The 24,970-nt window shown below is 70.0% G+C and carries 20 protein-coding genes, 7 tRNA genes and 1 pseudogene; 14 read left to right on the forward strand and 14 right to left on the reverse strand.

What is annotated here, in order from left to right:
- Together ABZ707_RS11055 and ABZ707_RS11060 are read left to right on the forward strand one after the other, a co-directional pair.
- Nucleotides 1-197: pseudogene (locus ABZ707_RS11055) on the forward strand (ATP-dependent helicase); the annotation flags it as partial.
- A gap of 203 nt (nt 198-400) precedes the next feature.
- Nucleotides 401-712 (forward strand): SCO5918 family protein, encoded by a 312-nt coding sequence (locus ABZ707_RS11060; RefSeq protein ID WP_360171386.1) that lies wholly within the window; start codon nt 401-403, stop codon nt 710-712.
- A 314-nt stretch (nt 713-1,026) separates the two neighbouring features.
- On the opposite strand, the gene ABZ707_RS11065 is transcribed toward ABZ707_RS11060, so the two are convergent.
- The 4 genes from ABZ707_RS11065 to ABZ707_RS11080 form a co-directional block, all read right to left on the reverse strand.
- Nucleotides 1,027-1,099, reverse strand: a tRNA-Lys gene (locus ABZ707_RS11065).
- A gap of 209 nt (nt 1,100-1,308) precedes the next feature.
- On the reverse strand, nt 1,309-3,594 hold the full coding sequence (locus ABZ707_RS11070) for a DEAD/DEAH box helicase (protein ID WP_360171389.1): 2,286 nt from the start codon (nt 3,592-3,594) through the stop codon (nt 1,309-1,311).
- A gap of 282 nt (nt 3,595-3,876) precedes the next feature.
- Nucleotides 3,877-4,491 (reverse strand): hypothetical protein, encoded by a 615-nt coding sequence (locus ABZ707_RS11075; RefSeq protein ID WP_360171392.1) that lies wholly within the window; start codon nt 4,489-4,491, stop codon nt 3,877-3,879.
- A gap of 192 nt (nt 4,492-4,683) precedes the next feature.
- The gene (locus ABZ707_RS11080; RefSeq protein ID WP_360171395.1) at nt 4,684-5,034 is read right to left on the reverse strand and encodes a metallopeptidase family protein; all 351 of its coding nucleotides are present in this window, start codon (nt 5,032-5,034) and stop codon (nt 4,684-4,686) included.
- A 149-nt stretch (nt 5,035-5,183) separates the two neighbouring features.
- Here ABZ707_RS11080 and ABZ707_RS11085 point away from each other — a divergent pair, with 149 nt between their 5' ends.
- From ABZ707_RS11085 to ABZ707_RS11115, 7 genes are all read left to right on the forward strand, one after another.
- Nucleotides 5,184-6,836 (forward strand): metallophosphoesterase, encoded by a 1,653-nt coding sequence (locus tag ABZ707_RS11085; RefSeq protein ID WP_360171398.1) that lies wholly within the window; start codon nt 5,184-5,186, stop codon nt 6,834-6,836.
- 80 nt (nt 6,837-6,916) lie between these two features.
- A tRNA-Glu gene (locus ABZ707_RS11090) sits at nt 6,917-6,989 on the forward strand.
- A 38-nt stretch (nt 6,990-7,027) separates the two neighbouring features.
- Nucleotides 7,028-7,102, forward strand: a tRNA-Asp gene (locus ABZ707_RS11095).
- 20 nt (nt 7,103-7,122) lie between these two features.
- Nucleotides 7,123-7,199, forward strand: a tRNA-Phe gene (locus ABZ707_RS11100).
- Between the two features lie 122 nt (nt 7,200-7,321).
- Entirely contained in the window at nt 7,322-11,386 is a 4,065-nt protein-coding gene (gene hrpA, locus ABZ707_RS11105) for an ATP-dependent RNA helicase HrpA (RefSeq protein WP_360171401.1), read from the forward strand.
- A 113-nt stretch (nt 11,387-11,499) separates the two neighbouring features.
- A tRNA-Asp gene (locus ABZ707_RS11110) sits at nt 11,500-11,574 on the forward strand.
- A gap of 269 nt (nt 11,575-11,843) precedes the next feature.
- A complete protein-coding gene (locus ABZ707_RS11115; protein ID WP_360171403.1) occupies nt 11,844-12,038 on the forward strand; it encodes a DUF6274 family protein in 195 nt (64 codons plus the stop codon).
- Nucleotides 12,039-12,414: 376 nt separating this feature from the next.
- Here the strand turns inward: ABZ707_RS11115 and bldC are convergent, their stop codons facing one another.
- Both bldC and ABZ707_RS11125 read right to left on the reverse strand, forming a co-directional pair.
- Entirely contained in the window at nt 12,415-12,621 is a 207-nt protein-coding gene (bldC, locus tag ABZ707_RS11120; RefSeq protein WP_003949541.1) for a developmental transcriptional regulator BldC, read from the reverse strand.
- A gap of 536 nt (nt 12,622-13,157) precedes the next feature.
- Nucleotides 13,158-13,997, reverse strand: a complete 840-nt coding sequence (locus ABZ707_RS11125; RefSeq protein ID WP_360171407.1) for a hypothetical protein — start codon at nt 13,995-13,997, stop codon at nt 13,158-13,160.
- A 155-nt stretch (nt 13,998-14,152) separates the two neighbouring features.
- On the opposite strand from ABZ707_RS11125, the gene ABZ707_RS11130 reads away from it, so the two are divergent.
- Both ABZ707_RS11130 and ABZ707_RS11135 read left to right on the forward strand, forming a co-directional pair.
- Nucleotides 14,153-15,235, forward strand: a complete 1,083-nt coding sequence (locus ABZ707_RS11130) for a Glu/Leu/Phe/Val dehydrogenase dimerization domain-containing protein (protein ID WP_360171410.1) — start codon at nt 14,153-14,155, stop codon at nt 15,233-15,235.
- Between the two features lie 280 nt (nt 15,236-15,515).
- Nucleotides 15,516-15,767, forward strand: coding sequence for a DUF3073 domain-containing protein (locus ABZ707_RS11135; protein ID WP_319683984.1), 252 nt, complete (start codon nt 15,516-15,518; stop codon nt 15,765-15,767).
- Between the two features lie 132 nt (nt 15,768-15,899).
- On the opposite strand, the gene purM is transcribed toward ABZ707_RS11135, so the two are convergent.
- From purM to purS, 8 genes are all read right to left on the reverse strand, one after another.
- The gene (gene purM, locus ABZ707_RS11140) at nt 15,900-16,970 is read right to left on the reverse strand and encodes a phosphoribosylformylglycinamidine cyclo-ligase (RefSeq protein ID WP_360171413.1); all 1,071 of its coding nucleotides are present in this window, start codon (nt 16,968-16,970) and stop codon (nt 15,900-15,902) included.
- A gap of 44 nt (nt 16,971-17,014) precedes the next feature.
- Nucleotides 17,015-18,541: an amidophosphoribosyltransferase gene (purF, locus tag ABZ707_RS11145; RefSeq protein ID WP_360171416.1), complete on the reverse strand. Its 1,527-nt coding sequence runs from the start codon at nt 18,539-18,541 to the stop codon at nt 17,015-17,017.
- Nucleotides 18,542-18,604: 63 nt separating this feature from the next.
- The gene (locus tag ABZ707_RS11150; protein WP_360171419.1) at nt 18,605-19,414 is read right to left on the reverse strand and encodes an META domain-containing protein; all 810 of its coding nucleotides are present in this window, start codon (nt 19,412-19,414) and stop codon (nt 18,605-18,607) included.
- Between the two features lie 93 nt (nt 19,415-19,507).
- Nucleotides 19,508-20,299: a sterol carrier family protein gene (locus tag ABZ707_RS11155; protein ID WP_360171422.1), complete on the reverse strand. Its 792-nt coding sequence runs from the start codon at nt 20,297-20,299 to the stop codon at nt 19,508-19,510.
- A 79-nt stretch (nt 20,300-20,378) separates the two neighbouring features.
- Nucleotides 20,379-20,591 carry a DUF4177 domain-containing protein gene (locus tag ABZ707_RS11160; protein ID WP_319683990.1) on the reverse strand — a complete coding sequence of 71 codons (213 nt, stop codon included), beginning with the start codon at nt 20,589-20,591 and terminating at the stop codon, nt 20,379-20,381.
- Between the two features lie 84 nt (nt 20,592-20,675).
- The gene (purL, locus tag ABZ707_RS11165) at nt 20,676-22,925 is read right to left on the reverse strand and encodes a phosphoribosylformylglycinamidine synthase subunit PurL (protein ID WP_360171425.1); all 2,250 of its coding nucleotides are present in this window, start codon (nt 22,923-22,925) and stop codon (nt 20,676-20,678) included.
- The gene (gene purQ, locus ABZ707_RS11170; RefSeq protein ID WP_360171428.1) at nt 22,922-23,605 is read right to left on the reverse strand and encodes a phosphoribosylformylglycinamidine synthase subunit PurQ; all 684 of its coding nucleotides are present in this window, start codon (nt 23,603-23,605) and stop codon (nt 22,922-22,924) included. The genes purL and purQ overlap by 4 nt, the downstream gene beginning before the upstream one ends.
- Nucleotides 23,602-23,847: a phosphoribosylformylglycinamidine synthase subunit PurS gene (gene purS / locus ABZ707_RS11175; protein WP_360171431.1), complete on the reverse strand. Its 246-nt coding sequence runs from the start codon at nt 23,845-23,847 to the stop codon at nt 23,602-23,604. The genes purQ and purS overlap by 4 nt, the downstream gene beginning before the upstream one ends.
- Nucleotides 23,848-24,223: 376 nt before the next feature.
- Here purS and ABZ707_RS11180 point away from each other — a divergent pair, with 376 nt between their 5' ends.
- The 3 genes from ABZ707_RS11180 (at nt 24,224) to ABZ707_RS11190 (ending at nt 24,874) form a co-directional block, all read left to right on the forward strand.
- The gene (locus ABZ707_RS11180) at nt 24,224-24,559 is read left to right on the forward strand and encodes an Lsr2 family protein (protein ID WP_360171434.1); all 336 of its coding nucleotides are present in this window, start codon (nt 24,224-24,226) and stop codon (nt 24,557-24,559) included.
- A gap of 102 nt (nt 24,560-24,661) precedes the next feature.
- A tRNA-Gly gene (locus ABZ707_RS11185) sits at nt 24,662-24,733 on the forward strand.
- A gap of 68 nt (nt 24,734-24,801) precedes the next feature.
- Nucleotides 24,802-24,874 (forward strand) — tRNA-Gly (locus tag ABZ707_RS11190).
- The last annotated feature ends 96 nt before the right edge of the window (nt 24,875-24,970 follow it).

The raw sequence follows: 24,970 nt of genomic DNA on the forward strand, positions 1-24,970 counted from the left end.
CCCCGCAGACCACCCAGGTCCGCTCCGGCGAAGCCGCCCTCACCCGCATCACCGGCGCCCAGGCCCCCACCGGCATCCCCGTCACCATCACCAACCCCGTCGTGGAACGCCCGAAGCGCGGCGCCTCCTCGTCCCGCGGCCGGCGCAGCCGCCCCGCCCAGGCGCGGCGCCGCTCCACTCTCGGCAACGCCGCGTAACAGCGACTCAGCCGGTCACCCGCACGACTCGCCGCTCCACCGCGACTGCCTCCGGGCGCCGCGGTGGAGCGCCGCGCGGGACCGGACCTGCGGGCCTCCCGCGTGATCGACGGGAACGGGTACACCCTGGTGTCCCGGCCTCTCCGACCGATCCGCCCGGCCGGCACATCCCTTCAGTCCTCCCACGACCCCGCTGAGGCACTATGCGCTGCGTCATCGCCCGCTTCCCCTTCGAACTCGTCAAGAGCGAGGTGCAGGAAGCGATGAAGCACATCAAGCCCGAGCCCGTCACGGGTGCGTCCGTGATCATCAACCGCCGCACTTACCCCGTCAAGCAGGTGGGGGAAGTGATCACCCGGCAGGACCGCCGCGACTTCACCGCCGGTGAGGTGACCAGGGCGCTGGTCCGCCTCGGCTTCACCTGCCGGGACGCCGCAGAACCCGTACCCACCGTCGCCCCCACCCAGCTCGAAACGGCGTCGGCACTGCTGGGAACCCCGGCCGGCACGTCCTGACCCGGGGGCGCCCGACGCCCCGTCAGCCGCTTCACCGGAGAACCCCGGCCGCCATCACGGCGTGCCGGGGTTCTGCCATGTCCCCGCCTGAAGGACGGGCGACGATGAGCACGGTGACTGACAGCGTGCGTGTGTCGCGATACCTCCCACCGCCGGCCGCCCGCCGGCAGTGGACGGCCACAGTCGGAGAGAGGGCTCGGCGGCGAGCAACAGCCGCTTCCGCCACCTGCTCGGCGCACGGCCGGCCCCGGGTCCAGAGCCCCGATGACGACAGCAGCCCCGGGTCGGAGGAGCTCCGACCCGGGGCTGAGAGGTAGGCCGTGTGGGACTCGAACCCACAACCAACGGATTAAAAGTCCGCTGCTCTGCCAATTGAGCTAACGGCCCTCGGCACAACACCCACGAGCATAGCCCGCCCGGAGCGGTGCGCCGATCGGGTATCCCGTCGCGGGGATGTCGCGCGTCGGCGGCGGGGGCGGGCGGAGGCGTCCCGGGGAGGGACGCGCAGGGCCCGTGATCCACCCTGAAGGCGGAACACGGGCCCTGTCGCGGCGTCAGGTCCGGATCGAGAAGGTCCGGATCAGCTCAGCCGGAGGTCAGCCGTTGCGCTTCCAGCGCGGCTTGTCGTCGCGGCGTCCGAAGGAACCGGTGCCGGTGCCCGTGGTGCCACCGCGGTGGTCGTCACGGCGGGCGGTGTACGGGCGGTCGTGGCCGCCGGAGCGGAAGCCGGTCGCGGGGCGGTCGTCGCGGCGGTCGCGGTTGAACGGGCGGTCGCTGCCGGTGCGGTGGTCGCGGCGCTCGAAGGTGCGGCCGCCGCGGTCGTCACGGCGCTCGCCACCCCGGTCGTTGCGCTCGTTGCGGTCGCGGTTGAAGCCGCCCCGCTCGCCGCCACGGTCGCCACCGCGGTCGTTCTCCCGGCGGTCGTCCCTGCGGAAGCCGCCCGAGGGGCGGTCGTCGCGGCGCTGGAAGCCGCCACGGTCGCCGCCGCGGTCATTGCGCTCGTTACGGTCGCGGTTGAAGCCACCGCGCTCGCCACCTCGGTCGTCACGGCGGTCACGGTTGAAACCGCCCCGGTCGTCACGGCGCTGGAAACCGCGGTCGCCGCCGCGGTCGTCACGACGGTCGCCGCCGCGGTCGCGGTTGAAGCCACCGCGCTCGCCGCCACGGTCGTCACGGCGGTCACGGTTGAAACCGCCCCGGTCGTCACGGCGCTCGAAGTTGCCCCGGTCGTCCCGCTTGTCCCGGCGCTCCTCGCGAGGCGCCGCCTGGTGCGGTACGGAAGCCGCCGCGGCCTCCACCGCGCGCTCGGCCTCGGCGGCCACCTCGGCCACCGCCGCCTCCGGGTCGTCGCCCCGCTCGCGCGCCGCGCGGGCGACCAGGCGGTCGGCCTCCTCGCGGAGTTCGACGGCGCGGCGCTGGACGCGCTCAAGCTGCTTGGTCAGGTCGGAGACCTCACGTTCGGCCTGCTTCGCCGCGTTGTTCGCGGAGTCCGCCTGGACCTCGGTGAGCGAGCGGGCGCCGGTGATCTCGGCGACCTCCGGGTCGAACGCGCCGGCTCCTCCGACCATGTGGCGCGTGGCGTCGACGCCCGCGTCCTCCATCAGCCGGAAGATCTGGCGGCGCTGGTGCGGCAGCGCCAGCGAGACGACCACACCGGACTTGCCGGCGCGCGCCGTACGGCCCGAGCGGTGCAGATAGTCCTTGTGGTCGCCGGCCGGGTCCACGTTCAGCACCAGGTCGATGCCGTCGACGTGGATACCGCGCGCGGCGACGTCGGTGGCGACCAGGGCGTTGACGTAACCGTCCTTGAAGTCGGCCAGCGTCCGGGTCCGCGCGCCCTGCGTCATGCCGCCGTGCAGCGCGTCGGCCTTCACGCCCGATTCGCGGAGCTGCTCGGCGATACGGTCGGCGCCGAGCTGGGTACGGACGAAGATGATCGTGCGGCCCTTGCGCGCGGCGATCGCCGCGGTGACCGGGGCCTTGTCCTTCGGCTTCACGACGAGCACGTGGTGCGTCATGGTCGTGACATTGCCCTGGGCGCTGTCCACCTCGTGGCTGACCGGGTTGGTCAGATACCGCTTGACCAGCGTGCTGATCTCGTTCTCCATCGTGGCGGAGAAGAGCATGCGCTGGCCGCCGGCGGGCACCAGGTCGAGCAGCTCGGTGACCTCGGGCAGGAAGCCCAGGTCGGACATCTGGTCGGCCTCGTCGAGGACCGCGATCTGGACCTGCTCCAGCGAGCAGGCGCCGCGGTTGATGATGTCGCGCAGCCGGCCGGGGGTGGCGACCAGCACATCGACGCCGCGCTCCAGGGCGTAGATCTGGTTGCCCATCGACGTACCGCCGCAGACGACCTTCATCTTCAGGCCGAGCACATCGCCGTACGGCTGAAGCGCGTCCGCCACCTGCATGGCCAGTTCACGGGTCGGCGTGAGGATGATGCCGCGCGGCTTCTTCTTCTCGGTGTGCCCGCCGGCCAGCGTGGCCAGCAGCGGCAGGCCGAAGGAGAGCGTCTTACCGGAGCCGGTACGGCCGCGGCCCAGGATGTCCTTGCCCGCCAGGGCGTCCGGGATGGTCGCGGCCTGGATCGGGAAGGGCGCCGTGACGCCGTTCTGGCCGAGCTTGCGGACGATGCCGTCCGGCAGGCCCAGGTCGCTGAACGTGAGGCCCGGGGCCTCGGAAGCCTCTTCCGTCCCGGGGGCCTCGGGGGCCTCGGGGGCCTCGGGGGCCTCGGGAGAGTCGCCGGTCTCGGCGGCCGTCTCGGACGCCACTGCGGCCTCCGGTCCCTCGACGGTCTCCACTGTGTCGACGATCACATCGGCGACCGTCTCGGTGGACTCGTTCTCGGGCATGACGGCGTGGTCAGTACTGGAAATGGACATGCGAAATGCGAAACCTTCCGGAGTCTCGGCACGCGCCCAAACTCCGTGATTCGCAAATCGACCGCCTCAATGCGGTCCAGCCACGGCAAGGGAGAGTACGCGCCACGCGGCGCTCTTCTGTGTCGGCGCCGGGCAATGATCAAACGATCTACTACCATACGCACCCTCCCCCCACTTAGGCAAACCGCTTCCGCGGCGACCGCGTCACACCGCCCCCGTACCGTCCGACGCGGGGCGCGCGCGGGACCCGGATCCGGGCCGCGTTCGGGCCCGGCGCCGCGCTCATACCGGCCCCATCTGTGGTGACGCCAGCACCTCCTTGCGCATGCCCATCCCGTCCTCCATCGCCATCAGCGCGGTGCGCATGTCCGCCGCCGGCGACTCGTTCGGCGGGTCGACCGGCATCGTCGGCTCCGGCTCGGGCTCGGGATCGGGACCCGGGCCGGGATCCGGCGCCGGGGTCTGCACGGGCGGCGGGGAGACGGGCGGCTGGGAGCGCGGCGGCTCCTTCGGGGGTACGGGCTCGTCCCGCGGCGGAGTCGGCCCGGCGGGCCTGGGACGCGCCCCCTTGGTGGGCGCCGGCGAGGACTCGGCCCGTGAACTGGGTCTCGGGGAACCGTTCTTGCCCGGCTCGTCCGGACCGGCGGGCTCCACGCCGTCCTCCCCCATATGGCTCTGCGAGGCTCCGGGCGCCCGCACCCCGGTGCCCGAACTCGTACCGCCGTCGGGCTCGGCGGCGGCGCCGCGGCTGTCCGCCGGGCGCGTGGGGGCCTGCTTGCCTTCGTCGTCACCGACGCTCATACAGCCGGCGGAGGCCGCGACCGCCAGAGACGTGACAATCCGGACAACGAGACGGCCTGGGGCGGAGAACTGGCGCACGAGCGCACCTCCGGGCATGAGTGGGGTCTCCCCGCCGACGGCGAGGGAAGAGTTTCACTGCCCAACTCCCTTTTCCCCGTGGGGGACACGCCCGGACGCGCCCTGTTCCTGGACAGGGACACGCCAGAGACGCGCCAGAGACACGGGAAGGCGGCGCAAATGCCCAAGGACCGGCCAGGACGGACACTCCGGCGGTCCCGGGCCGCTCACTCAGCCGTATCCGAGCGCGTGCAGCCGCTCGTCGTCGATCCCGAAGTGGTGCGCGATCTCATGCACGACGGTGATCTCCGTCTCCGCCACCACGCCCTCGCGCGTCGCGCACATCCGCAGCGTCGGCCCCCGGTAGACGGTGATCCGGTCGGGCAGCACGCCCGCGTACCACTCGCCCCGGTCGGTCAGCGGAGTCCCCTCGTAGAGCCCGAGCAGCTCGGGGTCGGACGCCTCGGGTTCGTCCTCCACGAACACCGCGACGTTGTCCATCAGCCGCATCAGCTCCGGCGGGATCCGGTCCAGCGCCTCTGCGACCAGTTCCTCGAACTCCTCGCGCGTCATCTCCAGCACCCCGCCATTGTCACGTAGGTCACGCGATCACGTCTGCCCGGTCGCGCGCCGGTCTCCGCGGATCCGCGCGCCGGCGGCGGCCGGACGGCCCCGGGACCGGCCGGATCGCGCCACGCATGACGCTCCGTCGGCCTGGGCATACGGCCCCAATGCCCCGTGATGTGCTCCGTTTCCCCTTCCGTGCCACGCTCCTCCGCGTCCGGGGCCGGCTCGGAGCCCGCCGCGAGGGCCCGGCGAGCGTGCTCGCCCCCGCCCCCCGTCCCTGGGCCCGCGCGGCCGGCCTGACCGCCGTGGTGCTCCTGGGGGCCTGGCTCGGGCTGCTGACCCTGGGCAGCGTGCGGTCCCCGGTCGGCCCGATGGACACCCGGATGACCCTGCGCCCCTCGCTGACCGGCGGCACCAAGATCAATGTCGCGCCGCTGGGCGCGCTGGAGCTGAGCACCCACACCGCTCCCATCCGTCTCGACGTGGATGTCGACCGGCTGGACCCGGTCCGCTCCCAGGCCCTGGTGGAGCACCCGGAACGCCTCTCCGGCCTCCAGAGCGAGGTCACCGGCGACGTCCGGGACGGCGCCACGGAGCTGGCCGTGCGCTCCTGTGTCGCCGTGGTCTCCGGAGCGGTCTCTCTCGGCCTCGCCGTCTACCGCAGGCCGCGCCGCGCGCTGGCCGCCGGCGGGCTCGCGCTCGCCCTGCTCGCCGCCTCCGGCGCCGGCGCGTACGCCACCTGGAACCCGAAGTCGGTGCTGGAGCCCAAGTTCTCCGGACTGCTCTCCTCCGCACCCCAGGTCGTCGGCAGCGCCCGCTCGATCGTCACCGACTTCGACGTCTACCAGAAGGAGTTGGCGCGGCTGGTCACCAATGTGACCAAGCTGTACGACGCGACGTCGACGCTTCCCACGTACCAGCCGGACCCGGCCACCCTGCGGGTGCTGCACGTCTCCGACATCCATCTCAACCCGGCGGCCTGGCACATCATCGGCTCACTCGTGGAGCAGTACGGGATCGACGTGATCATCGACTCCGGCGACACCATGGACCACGGCTCGGCCGCCGAGAACGGCTTCCTCGATCCCATCGCCGATCTCGGTGTCCCCTATGTATGGGTCCGCGGCAACCACGACTCGGACGTCACCCAGCGATACCTCCAGCGCCTGAAGAACGTACGGGTCCTGGACGAGGGCCGGGCCGTGACGGTCGCCGGGGTACGCGTGGCCGGCTGGGGCGACCCGCAGTTCACCCCCGACCGCTCGACGGCGGCCCAGGGCGATCCGGCCGAGAGCATGGCGGGCATCAGGCTCGCCTCCGCCCTCCGCGCGCAGGAACAGGCCGGCACCGCCGTGGACATCGCCGTCGCCCACAACCCGGTGGCGGCCCGCGAGACCGACGGCCTGGTCCCGCTCGTCCTCGCCGGCCATGTGCACCACCGGGAGACCGAGGTCATGCCGCACGGCACCCGGCTGAAGATCGAGGGCTCCACGGGCGGCGGCGGCCTGCGCGCCGTACAGAACGACAAACCGGAGCAGGTACGCGCCTCGGTGCTCTATCTGGACCGTACGACCAAGCGGCTCCAGGCGTGGGACGAGATCACCCTGGGCGGCCTCGGCCTGACCACGGCCGAAGTCAGCCGCCACCTCCCGGCGGAGGCCGGGGCCCCGGGGACGGCCCCGACGCCGGACACACCGGGCACGGCCACGCCGTCGGACACGCCGAGCCCGGACGCCTCTGTGCCGGTGCGCCCCGCGCGCCCCGGCACCGCCTCACCCCCGCCGACCTCCCCGGCCGTCCCCGTACCCGCCCCGTAAACCGTTTTGGCGATAGCTCCCCGCATCCCATATGCTTCTCACGTCCCCGACGCGCTGCAAAGCGCCCAGGCGGGCCCTTAGCCCTCATCGTCTAGTGGCCCAGGACGCCGCCCTTTCAAGGCGGTAGCACGGGTTCGAATCCCGTTGGGGGCACGCAACACGTGTGCGAGACTTGTGCTCGCACATTGCTTGGTCCTGTGGAGCAGCTTGGAGTGCTCGCCACCCTGTCAAGGTGGAGGCCGCGGGTTCAAATCCCGTCAGGACCGCTGCAGCCGCGAGGTTGCGTGGCTGGGTAGCTCAGTTGGTACGAGCGATCGCCTGAAAAGCGATAGGTCGCCGGTTCGATCCCGGCCCCAGCCACCAACGCCCATCACGGGCAGGAAGCCCCTCACCGGGATTTTCGGTGAGGGGCTTCGCCGTGCGCCCGTCCGCCGCTCGAAATGGGTTCGCCTCCCCCGAGCCACGGGTGAGATCCTGGTTTCGGTATGTCTACTTCCTTCGCCGACCTCCAGACCCTGCTGGCCGACGTCTCGCTGCGTGACGCGCAGCGGCTCGGTCGCCGGCTTGAGGGCGCACGGCGCATTCGTAAACCCGACGCACGGCAGGCCGTGCTGGACGAGATCGCGGGTCAGGCCGAGAAGGCCGCCGAGCGGACCCGGGGCCGCAGGTCCCGGGTGCCCGCGGTCAGCTATCCAGAGCAGCTTCCCGTCAGCCAGAAGAAGGACACGATCCTGGAGGCGATACGCGACCACCAGGTCGTGATCGTCGCGGGTGAGACCGGATCCGGCAAGACGACCCAGATCCCCAAGATCTGTCTGGAACTCGGCCGCGGTGTCCGCGGCATGATCGGGCACACCCAGCCCCGCCGGATCGCCGCCCGTACCGTCGCCGAGCGGGTCGCGGAGGAGCTGGAGACACCGCTGGGCGAGGCCGTCGGCTGGAAGGTCCGCTTCACCGACCAGGTCAACCAGGACGCGACCTTCGTCAAGCTGATGACCGACGGCATCCTGCTCGCGGAGATCCAGACGGACCGTGAGCTGCTCGCGTACGACACGATCATCATCGACGAGGCCCACGAGCGCAGCCTCAACATCGACTTCCTGCTGGGCTATCTGGCCCAGCTCCTGCCCAGACGCCCGGACCTCAAGGTCGTCATCACCTCCGCGACCATCGACCCGGAGCGGTTCTCCCGCCACTTCGGCGACGCGCCGATCGTGGAGGTCTCCGGCCGTACGTACCCGGTCGAGGTCCGCTACCGGCCGCTGCTGGAGGAGGACGGCGACGAGGGTGACCGCGACCAGATCACCGCGATCTCCGACGCCGTCGACGAGCTCCAGGCCGAGGGCTCCGGCGACATCCTCGTCTTTCTCTCCGGTGAGCGTGAGATCCGTGACACCGCGGACGCGCTGGAGAAGCGCAAGCTGCGCCACACCGAGGTCCTGCCGCTCTACGCCCGGCTCTCGCACGCCGAGCAGCACCGTGTCTTCCAGCGGCCCTCGGGCAACGCCACCCGCAGGATCGTGCTGGCCACGAATGTCGCCGAGACCTCGCTGACGGTCCCGGGCATCAAGTACGTCATCGACCCGGGCAATGCCCGTATCTCCCGTTACAGCCATCGCACCAAGGTGCAGCGGCTGCCGATCGAGCGGATCTCGCAGGCCAGCGCCAATCAGCGCAAGGGCCGCTGCGGCCGTACGTCGGACGGCATCTGCGTCCGGCTGTACTCCGAGGACGACTTCGTCTCGCGGCCCGAGTTCACGGACGCGGAGATCCTCCGTACGAATCTGGCCTCCGTCATCCTCCAGATGACCGCGGCCGGCCTGGGCGACATCGAGAAGTTCCCGTTCATCGACCCGCCGGACCACCGCAACATCCGTGACGGTGTGCAGCTTCTCCAGGAGCTGGGCGCGTTCGGCCCGGAACAGAAGTCCGCCCAGGACGGCAGAGCCCAGGACGGCCGGGCCCCGGACGGCAGGAAGGGACAGCGGCTGACCCAGCTCGGCCGGAAGCTCTCGCAGCTTCCCGTCGACCCGCGCCTCGCCCGTATGGTCATCGAGGCCGACCGCAACGGCTGTGTACGCGAGGTGATGGTGATCGCCGCCGCGCTCTCCATCCAGGATCCGCGCGAGCGCCCCGCCGAGAAGCAGGCCCAGGCCGACCAGCAGCACGCCCGGTTCAAGGACGAGACGTCCGACTTCCTCGCCTTCATCAATCTCTGGCGGTACATCAGGGAGCAGCAGAAGACGCTGTCCTCCTCCGCCTTCCGCCGTATGTGCAAGTCGGAGTATCTGAACTTCCTGCGCATCCGGGAGTGGCAGGACATCTACTCCCAGCTCCGTACGGTCGCCCGGCAGCTCGGTATCCATCTCAACGAGGAGGACGCGGGCGACCAGGCCATCCATGTCTCGCTGCTCGCCGGGCTGCTGTCGCACATCGGCATGAAGGACGTGAAGACCACCGGGAACGAGAGCGGCAAGAGCGCCGGGGCGGAGGGCGGCAGGAACGCGTCGGGCAAGAACGAGTACCTGGGCGCCCGCAACGCGAAGTTCGCGGTCTTCCCGGGCTCCGCGCTCTTCCGCAAGCCGCCGCGTTTCCTCATGTCCGCCGAGCTGGTGGAGACCTCGCGCCTCTGGGCCCGGGTCAACGCGAAGATCGAGCCCGAGTGGATCGAGCCGCTCGCCGGGCATCTCCTCAAGCGGACCTACAGCGAGCCGCACTGGGAGAAGGACATGGCGGCCGTGATGGCGTACGAGAAGGTGACGCTGTACGGCGTGCCGATCGTCGCCCAGCGGAAGGTCAACTTCGGGCGGATCGACCCGGAGGCGTCCCGGGAGCTGTTCATCCGCAACGCGCTCGTCGAGGGCGACTGGCGCACGCACCACCAGTTCTTCCATGACAATCGCAAACTTCTCGGCGAGGTCGAGGAGTTGGAGCACCGCGCCCGGCGCCGCGACATCCTCGTGGACGACGAGACGCTCTACGACTTCTACGACCAGCGGGTGCCGGACGACGTGGTCTCCGGCGCGCACTTCGACTCCTGGTGGAAGGCCAGGCGCCGGGAGGATCCCGAGCTGCTCGATTTCGAGCGGTCGATGCTCATCAACGAGAAGGCCGGGTCCGTCACCAAGGACGACTACCCGGACTCCTGGCGCCAGGGGCAGCTCACATTCCGCGTGACGTACCAGTTCGAACCGGGGGCGGACGCGGACGGTGTGACCGTCCATGTGCCGCTCCAAGTGCTGAACCAGGTCACCTCCGAGGGCTTCGACTGGCAGATCCCGGGGCTGCGCGAGGAGGTCGTCATGGAGCTGATCCGCTCCCTGCCCAAGCCGATCCGGCGCCACTACGTGCCCGCGCCGAACTACGCGCGGGCGTTTCTGGAGCGCGCGGCGGCACCGGAGGGACGCGATCCGGCCCAGTCGCTTCCCGAGCCGCTGCCGGTGACGCTCGCCCGCGAACTCCAGCGGATGGTCGGGGTGCCGGTCACGGGCGACGACTTCGATCTGTCCAGGGTCCCGGGACATCTGAAGATCACGTTCCGGATCGTCGACGAGCGGCGGCGCAAGATCGCCGAGGACAAGGATCTCGACGCGCTGAAGCTGCGGCTGCGTCCCAAGGCCCGCCAGGCGCTCTCCCAGGCCGCCGCTGCCACCGCGGAGCGTTCGGGCGGCGAGGCGATCGAACGCACCGGTCTGACCGACTGGACGATCGGGACGCTGTCCCGGATCTTCGAGACCCGCAGGGCCGGCCAGCCCGTCAAGGCGTATCCGGCCCTGGTCGACCAGGGCGGGACCGTGGCCGTACGGCTCTTCGACACGGAGGCCGAGCAGCAGCAGGCGATGTGGGCCGGCACGCGACGGCTGATCCTCCTGAACATCCCGGTCAGCCCGGCGAAGTTCGCCTCGGACAAACTGACCAACCAGCAGAAGCTGGCGCTGTCCCGCAATCCGCACGGCTCGGTCCAGGCGCTGTTCGAGGACTGCGCGACGGCCGCCGCCGACAAGCTGATCGCGGATCACGGAGGCCCGGCCTGGGACGAGGAGGCGTACCGCAAGCTGTACGACTCGGTCCGCGCCGATCTCGTCGACGCGACCGTACGGACCGTCGGCCAGGTCCAGCAGATCCTGGCCGCCTGGCAGGCCTGTGAGCGCCGTCTGAAGGCCACGAACAGCCTGGTGCTGGTGAACAACGTCCAGGACGTGAAGGACCAGCTCGCGGCGCTCGTGCCGGCGGGCTTCGTCACCCGCACCGGGCTGCGCCGGCTGCCGGACCTGATGCGCTATCTCGTCGCGGTGGACCGGAGGTTGCAGCAGATGCCGACGAGCGTCCAGCGCGACACCACGCGGATGGAGAAGGTCCACGAGATGCAGGACGAGTACGCCTGGCTGCTCGGTGAGCTGCCGCGGGGACGGCCGGTGCCGCAGGAGGTCCTGGACATCCGCTGGCTGATCGAGGAGCTGCGGGTGAGCTACTTCGCCCATGCCCTGGGCACCGCCCAGCCCGTCTCCGACAAGCGCATCCTGAAGGCGATCGACGCGGCCGCGCCGTGACACGGTCGTCGCCAGGCGTGAGTTCGACCGGACCCTTCGAGCTGCTGTACAGTCTGTCTCGCAGCCAAGAGCGGCGACACCGGGTGACTCGGTCACAGGTGGCCGTGGCCCCTGGTCCTGTGGAGCAGCTTGGAGTGCTCGCCACCCTGTCAAGGTGGAGGCCGCGGGTTCAAATCCCGTCAGGACCGCAGTAATGAGAGAGCCCGCATCCTCACCGGATGCGGGCTCTCTCGCTTTCCGCACGTCCACGGCGGGTCCGGGAGGCCCGGGGGTCCGGGCCCCGACCGCGTCGGCCACGGCACGTGCAGCCGATGCCGCGGCAACGCCGCAGTAATGCCGGGCCCAAATCAGCCAGGACCGGCCCCGTCCGTCTTGACGGGGCCCGCCGTCGGGGGTACTCAGGCATCAGGACCCCTGATTCCTCGTATCCAGGGCCCACCGGGGGGTGGCGTTCGTGATGACTTCGACAGCGAGACACGAGACCCGCGCGCTGCTGCGCGCGCATCTGGCGGCCGCGTCCGGCCATCCGCACCGCACCGGGTACTGCCCGGTCTGCCATCGCCTCCAACGGCTCGCCATGGAGCCGGTGTCGGCCGAGGACGACTTCTCCGACGAGGAGTTGAGCGACGGCCAGAGCTCTTCCGCCCCCTGACGCCCCGGTCCGGCAGGGTCCGGAGAGTGTGACGCGAGTCACCGAACGGGTTTCTGGAACGGCGACGCTTACACCCTGCCTACAATGCACCAATTTAATATGTGCAATTGCACCCACTCCGCACCCCCACCGGAAGCAGCCGCCCCACCCTCACCACAGGGGCCGATCAGCACCGGGACGGCACGGTCACGGCACACAAAAAAAGATCGCGCTGGACTCGGCGGAGTCCAGCGCGATCGACGACTTACCCGTGTTGCGAGGGCATGGGGCCTGTTGGGGCAGGCGCCCGTCGTGTGGAGCTATGGGTCGGGACGACCGAGTTGGGGGACCCGGCTGTGCCCTGCTTGTAGTGCCTTATTGAGCCTTGCTGGGGTGTTCAGGCCTCGCTGCGCTGCTGCGGAATACCCGCAAGCAGTGCGCGGACCTCTGCCTCGCGATACCGGCGATGCCCACCGAGCGTGCGGATGGACGTGAGCTTGCCGGCTTTTGCCCAGCGAGTGACCGTCTTCGGGTCCACGCGGAACATCGTGGCAACCTCAGCCGGGGTCAGCAGCGGCTCGGCATCAGGGGTGCGAGCGGTCATGAGCGGCCTCCTCGGGAGAACCGAACCATCTCGGTTCTTTCCTCTAAATTCTGCACCTTGACCCGCGTTGCCCGAAATGGCGGACGCGGGCCGAGTCGGTTATAGGACGAACGGCTTGTCCTCGGCACTACAACTACACCATCCGTCCAGCCACGTCGGCCAAACCGATGGAATTGCCCTCTGAGGTGTTCATCAGCGGCGGAAGCCGATGGACCATGCCATAGCGGACAGTCACGTCACAGATACGATCAGTCACACAGCGATCAGGCGTCAACAGATCCCCCACACAGAGTGCAATACAGAGCATTCCGCCCCTACCCGTACGGAAGGAGCCCCAACCGGACTCCTTGTCCTATTTTGACACGAGGGTGGGCGATGGGCGCAAGGGCCCTGTTAGTGCGGTCCATCACGCTTGAGCCAAAGGCCCGGATCGGGACCTCCGCCCCGGGGCGGGCCGCGAAAGCGGCGCAGGGGACACCGGCGAGGGGATGCGAGGGAGCGCGACGGCGGGCGACGGCGCGCTCTTCGCGCCGGGCTCAGTTCGCGAACTGGCGGTCGCTCACGGCCCGCCAGCGCTCCATGAGCCGCCCGTACGCCTCACCGGCCCCCTCGCCGTCCCCGTCCCGCAGCGCGGCGATGCCGGCCGCCACATCGGCCGCCGAACGGTCCTCCGCGAGCTGGGCCCCGGAGAGCGCGTGCACCAGGCCCCCGTAGTCCAGCTCGACCAGCGAACGCGGATGGAACTCCTCCAGCCACCGTCCCACATCCACCAGGCCCGTGATGAGCGGCCCGTCGTCCACCGTGTCCCGCAGGGTCTTCAGCGCGCGGGCCAGCCGCCGCCTGGCCTGGACCATCGGCGTCCGGTACCGCAGCACCGGCACCCCCGGCCCGCCCGCCTCGTACTCGCGCTCGTCGTCGGAGAAGAGCGCGAACCAGCGCACCGGCACCTGCCAGACAGCCGTCCTGATCCACGGCCGCGCGTCCGGGTTGCGGTCCCGCCAGCGCTCGTAGTCCGCCACGGCCTGGCCCCGCACCACCGGCGGCAGCACCACGTCCAGCAGTGGCGTCGGCAGGACGTTCCCAAGTTCTTCGAGCGCCAGCCAGCCGCGCAGCCGGGTCCGCCAGGGACAGACGCACACAACTCCGTCCACCTCGGTCACAAACGCGTCCGCGCTCTCGTGGACCGGCACCGGGACCGGCGGGGTCGGCAGCAAGTCGGCCAGGGAACGCCGTAGTTCGTCCTGTGCGGTGGGCGTACGGCCGCGCCGGGCGTAGCGTGCCCAGTGACCCCTCTCGGGCTCCGGGAAGGCCGCCAGCGGCTCGTACACCCGCAGGTAGGACGCGTAAGGGACAACCACAGAAGACACCGCCGGCATCTGGTGATCGTCCCACGCCCGTACCCGCCAGGAGGGTGATCCTCGGCACTGGGGCTGATCTCTCTCACCGCAGGACTTACCCTCGTGCCCAACCGGTCCCTCCCCACCCGCAGGAGGGACTTCCCACCGCCGCTTCGTACTTGGGAGTCACCACAGTGACCGATGTGACCGACGGCGTCCTGCAGACCCTGTTCCGCTCGGAGCAGGGAGGACATGAACAAGTCGTTCTGTGCCAGGACCGCGCCAGCGGGCTCAAGGCCGTCATCGCCCTTCACTCGACCGCCCTGGGCCCCGCCCTCGGCGGCACGCGCTTCTATCCGTACGCGTCCGAGGAAGAGGCCGTCGCCGACGCGCTGAACCTCTCCCGCGGCATGTCGTACAAGAACGCCCTGGCCGGGCTCGACCACGGCGGCGGCAAGGCCGTGATCATCGGTGACCCCGAGCAGATCAAGACCGAGGAGCTGCTGCTGGCCTACGGCCGGTTCGTGGCCTCGCTCGGCGGCCGGTACGTGACCGCCTGCGATGTCGGCACCTACGTGGCCGACATGGACGTCGTGGCCCGCGCGTGCGCGTGGACCACCGGACGCTCCCCGGAGAACGGCGGCGCCGGCGACTCGTCGGTCCTGACCGCCTTCGGCGTCTTCCAGGGCATGCGGGCGAGCGCCCAGCACCGCTGGGGCGACCCGTCGCTGCGCGGCCGTACGGTCGGCATCGCGGGCGTCGGCAAGGTCGGGCACCACCTGGTCGGGCATCTGCTCCAGGAGGGCGCGCGGGTCGTGGTCACGGACGTCCGGGAGGAGTCGGTGCGCCGGATCACCGAGCGGCACCCGGACGTGGCCGCCGTCGCCGACACCGAGGCGCTGATCCGCACCGAGGGCCTGGACATCTACGCGCCGTGCGCCCTCGGCGGCGCGCTCAGCGACGAGTCCGTGCCCGTCCTGACCGCGACGGTGGTGTGCGGAGCGGCCAACAACCAGCTCGCCCACCCGGGGGTCGAGAAGGACCTCGCGGACCGCGGCATCCTTTACGCGCCCGACTACGTGGTGAACGCGGGCGGCGTGATCCAGGTCGCCGACGAGCTGCACGGATTCGACTTCGAGCGGTGCCGCGCCAAGGCCGCGAAGATCTTCGACACCACGCTGGAAATCTTCGCACGCGCAAATGAGGACGGTATTCCGCCGGCTGCGGCTGCGGACCGGATCGCCGAGCAGCGCATGGCGGAGGCGCGCCGCCGCTGAGCCCGATGGGGTGGCGGCCCGGGCGCCGGGGAGACGAGACTCACGCCGGTCGGCGGGTCGCCCCTCAAGAAGAGGTTAAAATCGCAGCTGACCAGCGAGGACGGGGCGCCCCGCTGGTCCTGCTCCGGGGCGCGTCATGCGGGCGGCGTACCGTATGGCCGCGGAAGCAGGTACCGTTGAAGCCCTACGGACGGGTCTCTCCGCGGAGAGCTCGTTCGGATTCATGAACGCGTGTCAAGACTCTGGGGCCGTCGAGCCCCGTCACCGAGGGGGTCGAGCCATGGGGCGCGGCCGGGCCAAGGCCAAGCAGACGAAGGTCGCCCGCCAGCTGAAGTACAACAGCGGCGGGACTGACCTGTCGCGTCTGGCCAATGAGCTGGGCGCATCGCCTTCGAGTCAACCGCCGAACGGCGAGCCGTTCGAGGATGACGACGAGGAAGATGACCCGTACGCACAGTACGCGGATCTGTACAACGACGACGAGGACGAGGACGACGAGTCCGGGCCCTCGGCGCAGCGCCGCGGCGCTTGACGTCCGTATACCTCGAACAGTCACCGACCCGGTCCGGGGCCTTCGTCCTGGACCGGGTTCAGTGCTGCCCGTGGGCGCTTCGCCGCCGGGCGGTACGGGGAGACCGGACGGCGGCGAGGGGCGCGCGGGCCATCAGCTCAGATAGTCGCCGGTCAGGGCCGCTCCGGTGGCATGACCGGCGCGCTCCGTGATCTCTCCGGCGACCCAGGCTTCCACGCCCCGGTCGGCCAGTGTGGTGAGCGCGGTGCCGGCTGATTCCGCCGGGACGACGGCGATCATGCCGACGCCCATGTTCAGCGTCTTCTCCAGTTCGAGGCGCTCCACCCGGCCCGCCGTGCCGACGACGTCGAAGACCGCGCCGGGCGTCCAGGTCGAGCGGTCCACCGTCGCGTGCAGATGGTCCGGGATCACCCGGGCCAGGTTGGCGGCGAGACCGCCCCCGGTGACATGGCTGAACGCGTGCACCTCGGTGGTCCTGGTCAGCGCCAGACAGTCCAGCGAGTAGATCTTGGTGGGCTCCAGCAGTTCCTCGCCCAGGGTGCGGCCGAACTCCGCGACCTCGCGGTCCAGCGACCAGCCGGCCCGGTCGAAGACGACATGCCGGACCAGCGAGTATCCATTGGAGTGAAGCCCGGAGGACGCCATGGCGATCACCGCGTCACCCGTACGGATACGATCCGCGCCGAGCAGCCGGTCCGCCTCGACCACACCCGTACCGGCGCCGGCGACATCGAAGTCGTCCTCGCCGAGAAGTCCGGGGTGTTCGGCGGTCTCGCCGCCGACCAGGGCGCAGCCGGCCAGCACACAGCCTTCGGCGATGCCCTTGACGATGGCGGCGACACGCTCGGGGTGGACCTTGCCGACACAGATGTAGTCGGTCATGAAGAGCGGCTCGGCGCCGCAGACGACCAGGTCGTCGACGACCATGCCGACCAGATCGTGGCCGATCGTGTCGTACACGCCCATCTTGCGGGCGAGATCGACCTTCGTACCGACACCGTCGGTGGCGGAGGCGAGCAGCGGACGCTCGTAGCGCTTGAGGGCGGAGGCGTCGAAGAGGCCGGCGAAACCGCCGAGGCCGCCGAGGACCTCGGGGCGCTGCGTCTTCTTCACCCACTCCTTCATCAGCTCGACCGCGCGGTCACCGGCCTCGATGTCGACGCCCGCGGCGGCATAACTCGCACCAGTAGTCGTCTCGGACATTGCTGGGAACTTTCCTGTCGGCATTCGGTCGTCGGACGGGACTGTCACGGACGGCGGAGCGCTTCGGCGGCCGCGGTCTTCGCGGGGCCCGCCGCCAGCTCGGTCTCCAGGAGCTGCTTGCCGAGCAGCTCGGGGTCGGGAAGATCCATCGGGTACTCGCCGTCGAAGCAGGCACGGCACAGGTTCGGCTTGGCGATGGTGGTCGCCTCGATCATGCCGTCGATGGAGATGTACGAGAGGGAGTCGGCGCCCAGGGAGGCCCCGATCTCCTCGATCGTCATGCCGTTGGCGATCAGTTCGGCCCTGGTGGCGAAGTCGATGCCGAAGAAGCACGGCCATTTGACCGGCGGGGACGAGATCCGGATGTGGACCTCGGCGGCGCCCGCCTCACGGAGCATCCTGACCAGGGCGCGCTGGGTGTTGCCGCGGACGATCGAGTCGTCGACGACCACCAGGCGCTTGCCGCGGATGACTTCCTTGAGCGGATTCAGCTTGAGGCGGATGCCGAGCTGGCGGATGGTCTGGGACGGCTGGATGAAGGTCCGGCCGACATAGGCGTTCTTGACGAGGCCCGAGCCGTAGGGGATGCCGCTGGCTTCCGCGTAGCCGATCGCGGCCGGCGTACCGGACTCCGGGGTCGCTATGACCAGATCCGCGTCGACGGGCGCTTCTTTGGCGAGTTTCCGGCCCATTTCCACACGGGACAGATAGACGTTCCGCCCGGCGATGTCCGTGTCGGGACGGGCCAGGTAGACGTACTCGAAAACGCAGCCCTTGGGCTTCGCTTCCGCGAATCGCTGGGTACGGAGACCATTCTCGTCGACGGCGATCAGCTCGCCCGGCTCGATCTCACGGACGTACGCCGCGCCGCAGATGTCGAGAGCGGCGCTCTCGGAGGCGACCACCCAGCCGCGCTCCAGACGGCCGAGAACCAGCGGGCGGATGCCCTGCGGGTCACGGGCCGCGTAGAGCGTGTGCTCGTCCATGAAGACGAGCGAGAACGCCCCCTGCACGTCGGGCAGTATTTTCGCGGCGGCTTCCTCGACCGTGAGGGGCTTGCCGTCGTCGTCCGTCTGGCCGGCCAGGAGAGCCGTCACCAGGTCGGTGTCGTTGGTCGCGGCGACCTGGGTCGACCGGCCGTTCTGCTTGGGCAGATCCGCGACCATCTCGGCGAGCTGGGCGGTATTGACCAGATTGCCGTTGTGTCCGAGCGCGATGGAGCCGTTGGCCGTGGCCCGGAAGGTCGGCTGCGCGTTCTCCCACACCGAGGCTCCGGTGGTGGAGTAGCGGGCATGGCCCACCGCGATATGGCCCTGGAGGGAGCCGAGGGAGGTTTCGTCGAAGACCTGGGAGACCAGGCCCATGTCCTTGAAAACCAGGATCTGGGAGCCGTTGCTCACTGCGATGCCCGCGGACTCCTGTCCACGGTGCTGCAGGGCATACAGTCCGAAGTAGGTGAGCTTGGCGACCTCTTCACCCGGGGCCCAGACTCCGAAGACGCCACAAGCGTCCTGGGGGCCCTTCTCACCGGGGAGCAGGTCGTGGTTGAGTCGTCCATCACCACGAGGCACGCCACCGAGTGTAGGCGAGATCGACCACTGGTCCGAATTGGGGATGCGGTCCGGGCCTCCGGATCACTTCCCGGGCGGGGCCGCGACAGCGCTCAGGCCCTGGCCGTCCGGGGTCTTGAGGGTCAGACCGCGGTGGTGCAGGTCATATGTGACCTTCCCCTCCAGCACCTTCTGCACCTGGCGTTCCACCGTCATCTCCGGGCCCGGACAGAGCTTGCGCGTGGCGGAGATCCGGCCGAAGGTGACCGTGGATCCGGAGATCTCCGCGGGGCCGCTGAAGCGGTTGCAGCCGAGGCTGCCCTCCACGGAGCCGTTACGGAACGTGAAATAGGCCGTCCCGTCCGTCCCGTCCGGCAGGGACTTCGCGGTGGCCCCGGCGACCAGGGCGTTCACGGTCCACTTGGTGTCGCCGAGGGGCGCCGGCGGCTCGGAGGTCAGAGCGATGGAGTCGCCGCCCGCCGTGGTGAGCGTCAGACGCTTGTCGTCCACCCGGGCCTTGAGCTTCCCTGAGAAGGTGCCGCTCAGGGCCTTCTCGAAGTCCTGGAGCTTCTCGGGGCAGCCGATCAGCGTGGACTGCTTGTCACCCACAGTGATCGTGTCGCCCTCGACGGTGACGTCCGCGCCGATGGAGTTGCAGCCCGTACGGGCGCTGGCCCGGCCCTTGGTGCCGATCTCCACGCTGGCACCGGCGGGCGCGGCCGTCTTCTTGCCGCCGACGGTCACGCTGTCGACGTTCCAGCGGACATCGGTGAGCGGAAGCCCGGTCCTTGCCGGACCTCCGCCGCCTTCCGAGCCGGGCCCGCGCTCCGTGCCGCACGCGGCCAGCGTGAGCAGTGCGACGGCAGTGACAGTGATGATCTGCTGCTTCTGCATGCCAGTGGGACGAGGCCGGTGGGCCCCCGGTTCCGTCCTCCGCCGCCCGTCACCCGGTTGCCGGTGCGGCCCCTCGCCCCGCTTTCCGACGAGTCATCCCATGAGGGGAAGCAGAGCGGAGAGATCCGCGCGCTCCCCGCTCGCGCTCACCCGCGCCGTGTCCAGCGCCTCGGCCCAGGACATCCGGCCGGTGGCCAGCCGTATCCAGGTGACCGGGTCGGTCTCGACGACATTGGGCGGGGTGCCGCGGGTGTGCCGGGGGCCTTCGACGCACTGCACCACCGCGTACGGCGGCACCCGTACCTCGGTCGACGCGCCGGGCGCCTTCACCGCGAGGGCGTCGGCGAGCAGCCGGGTGCAGACGGCGAGCGCCCCCCGGTCGTACGGGATGCTCAGCCCGGCCGCCCGGTTCAGGTCGTCGGTGTGCACGACCAGCTCGACGGTACGGGTGACCAGGAGGTCCGCCAGCCGCATGGCGCCGAGCCGGAACGCCAGCGGCCGGTCGTCCGGCGCTCCGGGCAGCAGCCGGGCTGCCCGGTCCGCGGTGCGCTCGAACAGCTCGTCCGGTGCGGACGACGCCGAGAGCGCCCGGATGTCCTCGGCGATCGCCGGGGCGCGGGACGCCGTCGCGAACGGCCACTCCAGCGGGGTGATCAGGGGCCCGGCCGGCGGGGGCTGTTCCAGTCCGCGGTTCACGGCCTCGACCGCCATGGCCAGATGCGCCACCAGCTCGCGTACGGTCCAGTCGCCGAGTGCGGTGGGCAGCGAGAGCTGGTCGGGCGTGAGCGCGCCGACCGCTTCGCGTACGTTCCCGAACTGGGCCAGCACGGCGGTACGGGTCTTGGCGGGGTCGTAGCTGCGGGTGCGCTTCTTGGCCGGTGGCATAGCGGTGAGGCTACCGACCCCGGTGAGCCGGGCCGCCCGCCGCCGCGGGCGCGCGGACGGCGGGCGGCTTCCCGGGGGATCACGCCTGGCGGGGACGCTCCAGGGTGAGGAGGAGACCCTCCACCGCGCCGGGACCGATACGGCCCTTGACGTCTGCGGCCGTGATGGCCTTGAGGGCCCAGCCGTCCTCCGCGTGCTTGTTGAGCGTCTTCTCCAGCTTGTCGCTGTCCAGGGCGTCGCCGATGAGCGACTCCCGGAATGTGACGACCTTGTATTCGTACGACCCGGACATGGGTCCTCCCCTTCGCGGTGGCTGGTGCCGCACGGCATAACGCGTGCGGCACCAGCCAATCACGTGCGGGTGATCACCACGAGGTCAGGCGAGCAGCGCCGGGATGGCCGCCTCGTGCACGTCCTTCAGCTCGCTCAGCGCGAGGCTGAACTCACCCTGGACCTCGACGTCGTCGCCGTCCACGACGCCGATCCGGGTCACGGGCAGTCCGCGCGCGCCGCACATGTCGGTGAAGCGGAGCTCCTCGCTGCGCGGTACGGAGACGACCGCGCGGCCCGCCGACTCGCTGAACAGGAACGTGAAGGCGTCGAGCCCGTCCGGCACCACCAGACGCGCGCCGTTCCCGCCGCGCAGGCAGGACTCGGTGATCGCCTGGATCAGACCGCCGTCGCTCAGATCGTGCGCCGCGTCGATCATTCCGTCGCGGGACGCCGAGATCAGGATCTCGCCGAGCAGCTTCTCCCGGTCCAGGTCCACGGCCGGCGGCAGCCCGCCGAGGTGGTCGTGGACGACCTGCGACCAGGCCGAGCCGCCGAACTCCTCGCGGGTGTCACCGAGGAGGTAGAGAAGCTGGCCCGTCTCCCTGAAGGCGATCGGGGTCCGCCGGGAGACGTCGTCGATCACACCGAGGACGGCGACCACGGGCGTGGGATGGATCGCCGCCTCGCCCGTCTGGTTGTAGAGCGAGACATTTCCGCCGGTCACCGGGGTGCCGAGCTGGAGGCAGCCGTCCGCCAGACCACGGATGGCCTCGGCGAACTGCCACATGACGTCCGGGTCCTCCGGCGAGCCGAAGTTCAGACAGTCCGAGATGGCGAGCGGCCGGGCGCCGGAGGCGGCGACATTGCGGTACGACTCGGCCAGCGCGAGCTGCGCGCCCGTGTACGGGTCCAGCTTGGTGTAGCGGCCGTTTCCGTCCGTGGCGATGGCGACGCCGAGGCCGGTCTCCTCGTTGACGCGGATCATGCCGGAGTCCTCCGGCTGCGCGAGAACGGTGTTGCCCTGGACGAACCGGTCGTACTGGTCCGTGACCCAGGACTTCGAGGCCTGGTTCGGCGAGCCGACCAGCCTGAGGACCTGCGCGCGCAGCTCCTCGGAGGTCTCCGGCCGCGCCAGCTTGTTCGCGTCGTCGGCCTGGAGGGCGTCCTGCCAGTCCGGACGGGCGTACGGGCGGTCGTAGACCGGGCCGTCGTGGGCCACCGTGCGCGGGTCGACGTCGACGATCTTCTCGCCGTGCCAGAAGATCTCCAGCCGGTCGCCCTCCGTCACCTCACCGACGACGGTGGCGATGACGTCCCACTTCTCGCAGATCTCCAGGAAGCGGCCGACCTTCTCCGGCTCGACGACCGCGCACATGCGCTCCTGCGACTCGCTCATGAGGATCTCCTCGGGCGAGAGCGTGGAGTCGCGCAGCGGTACGTCGTCCAGCTCGACCCGCATACCGCCGGAGCCGTTGGACGCGAGCTCGCTCGTCGCGCAGGACAGACCGGCCGCGCCGAGGTCCTGGATACCGACGACCAGCTTCTCCGCGAAGGCCTCCAGGGTGCACTCGATGAGGAGCTTCTCCTGGAAGGGGTCACCGACCTGGACGGCCGGGCGCTTCGACGGCTTGGTGGCGTCGAAGGTCTCGGAGGCCAGGATGGAGGCGCCGCCGATGCCGTCGCCGCCGGTGCGGGCGCCGTACAGGATCACCTTGTTGCCGGGGCCCGAGGCCTTGGCGAGATGAATGTCCTCGTGCCGCATCACACCGATGGCACCCGCGTTGACCAGCGGGTTCCCCTGGTAGCAGGCGTCGAAGACCAGCTCGCCGCCGATGTTCGGCAGGCCCAGGCTGTTGCCGTAGCCGCCGATGCCGGCGACCACGCCTGGCAGCACCCGCTTGGTGTCGGGGTGGTCGGCGGCGCCCATCCGCAGCGGGTCGACGACCGCGACCGGCCGGGCGCCCATCGCGATGATGTCGCGGACGATGCCGCCGACGCCGGTCGCGGCCCCCTGGTAGGGCTCGACGTACGACGGGTGGTTGTGCGACTCGACCTTGAAGGTGACGGCGTATCCCTGGCCGACGTCCACGACGCCCGCGTTCTCGCCGATGCCGACCAGCATGGCCTCGTTGGCGGGGACCTTCTCGCCGAACTGCCTGAGGTGCACCTTGCTGCTCTTGTACGAGCAGTGCTCGGACCACATGACGGAGTACATGGCCAGCTCGGCACCGGTCGGGCGGCGGCCGAGGATCTCGCGGACCCGGACGTACTCGTCCTCCTTGAGGCCGAGCTCCTTCCAGGGCTGCTCGACGTCGGGCGTCTCGCTCGCGTGCTTGACGGTGTCCAGGGTCATGAGGCGCTTACCAGCTTCTTCAGGATCGAGGTGAAGAATCCGAGGCCGTCGGTACGGCCCGTACCGATCAGCGGCTCCACGGCGTGTTCGGGGTGGGGCATCAGGCCGACGATGTTGCCGGCCGCGTTGGTGATGCCGGCGATGTCGCGCAGCGACCCGTTGGGGTTGCCGTCGAGGTAGCGGAAGGCGACCCGGCCCTCCGCCTCCAGCTCGTCGAGGACGTGCTCGTCGGCGACGTACCGGCCGTCGATGTTCTTGAGCGGGACCGAGATCTCCTGGCCGGCGGAGTAATCCGCGGTCCAGGCGGTGCCGGCGTTTTCGACCCGGAGTTTCTGGTCGCGGCAGACGAAGTGCAGATGATCGTTGCGCAGCATCGCGCCCGGGAGCAGATGGCTCTCGGTGAGGATCTGGAAGCCGTTGCAGATGCCGAGTACCGGCATACCGGCCTTCGCCTGCTCGATGACCGTCTCCATCACCGGCGAGAAGCGGGAGATGGCTCCGGCGCGCAGATAGTCGCCGTAGCTGAAGCCACCGGCCAGGACCACCGCGTCGACCTGCTTGAGGTCCTTGTCGCGGTGCCAGAGCTGGACGGGCTCGGCCCCGGCGATGCGAGCGGCCCGCAGGCCGTCCCGGTCGTCGAGCGTGCCGGGGAAGGTGACGACTCCGATACGAGCGGTCACGACTCCACCTTCACGACGAAGTCCTCGATGACGGTGTTGGCGAGGAAGGTCTCGGCCATCTCATGGATGCGGGCGAGGGCGGCGTCGTCGACCGGCCCCGCCACTTCGAGCTCGAAGCGCTTTCCCTGGCGGACGTCGGCGATCCCCTCGAAACCCAGACGGGGCAGTGCGCGCTGCACCGCCTGTCCCTGCGGGTCGAGAATCTCCGGCTTGAGCATGACGTCGACTACGACGCGTGCCACTGGCACTCCCGGTGGTGTGGTGCGGCTGGTTCTGCTGCTGTGTTCTCCGGGGGAATCCCCCGGCCCCCCGAGCTTCCCTCAGCGTACCCGCCCGGAGAATCTACGCGGGTAGATATGGCGGCCCGCACATCACGCCGCGATTTCGGCCGGCGGACAACCGCGGGAAAAATCCAGGGAAAAAACCGGACTCCCCATTGCCTGGGGACACGCTGATGTAATTGGCTGGGCTTCACAATGCGATGCCTGCCGCTGTACAAAGGAATACAGAGGAAAGCAGCATTGCCCCTTAACAGCCGGAAGGCCGGTATCGCCGCACGTCAGCCGTGTTTCCCACACCTGACGGGCAGGGCGGTGCCGCAAGAAAGGACCAATATCCGTGGCGCAGCGCGTGGTGGTCTCACTCTCCGACGACATGGACGGGGGAGCGGCGGCGGAAACGGTCACGTTCGGCCTGGACGGGAAGTCGTACGAGATCGACCTCAATCCCACCAATGCAAAGAAACTGCGCAAGGCCCTGGCCCCGTTCATGGCGGCGGGCCGAAAGCAGACAAACGCCAGCAAGTACGGCAAGTCTCGCATCACATACCGGCACACCTCCCTCGCGCCCGACCCGGCGGCCGTCCGCGCCTGGGCGCTCTCGCACAAGATGGAGGTGCCGACCCGCGGCCGTATCCCCAAGCGGGTCTACGAGGCGTTCCATGACGCCAGTTGAGGGACGCGGATCCGCACCGAGTTGCGAACCACCCCCGTTGATCGGCTAGAGTCTGGAGCACGCCGAGGGGCAAGGCCGAAAGGCCCGAACCTCACGGAGCGTGCGGGTGTAGTTCAGTAGTAGAACGCCCCCTTTCCAAGGGGGAGGCGCAGTGTGCAATTCCTGTCACCCGCTCCGCATCGCTCTCCGACCACTCCGGTGGATCCGGTAGAGTGATGGCCGCACCGGAGGTCCGGTGCTCTGCGGACGTAGCTCAGTTGGTAGAGCGCAACCTTGCCAAGGTTGAGGTCGCCAGTTCGAACCTGGTCGTCCGCTCAGCGAAAAGAAGCCCCTGGTCGATTCGGCCGGGGGCTTCTTCGTGTGTGCTCCGCCGAGTTGGCGCTGCCGGCGTTCCTCGTGACCGCCGTTCCT

Source organism: Streptomyces sp. NPDC006923 (genome assembly GCF_040635655.1).
GTDB lineage: Bacteria > Actinomycetota > Actinomycetes > Streptomycetales > Streptomycetaceae > Streptomyces.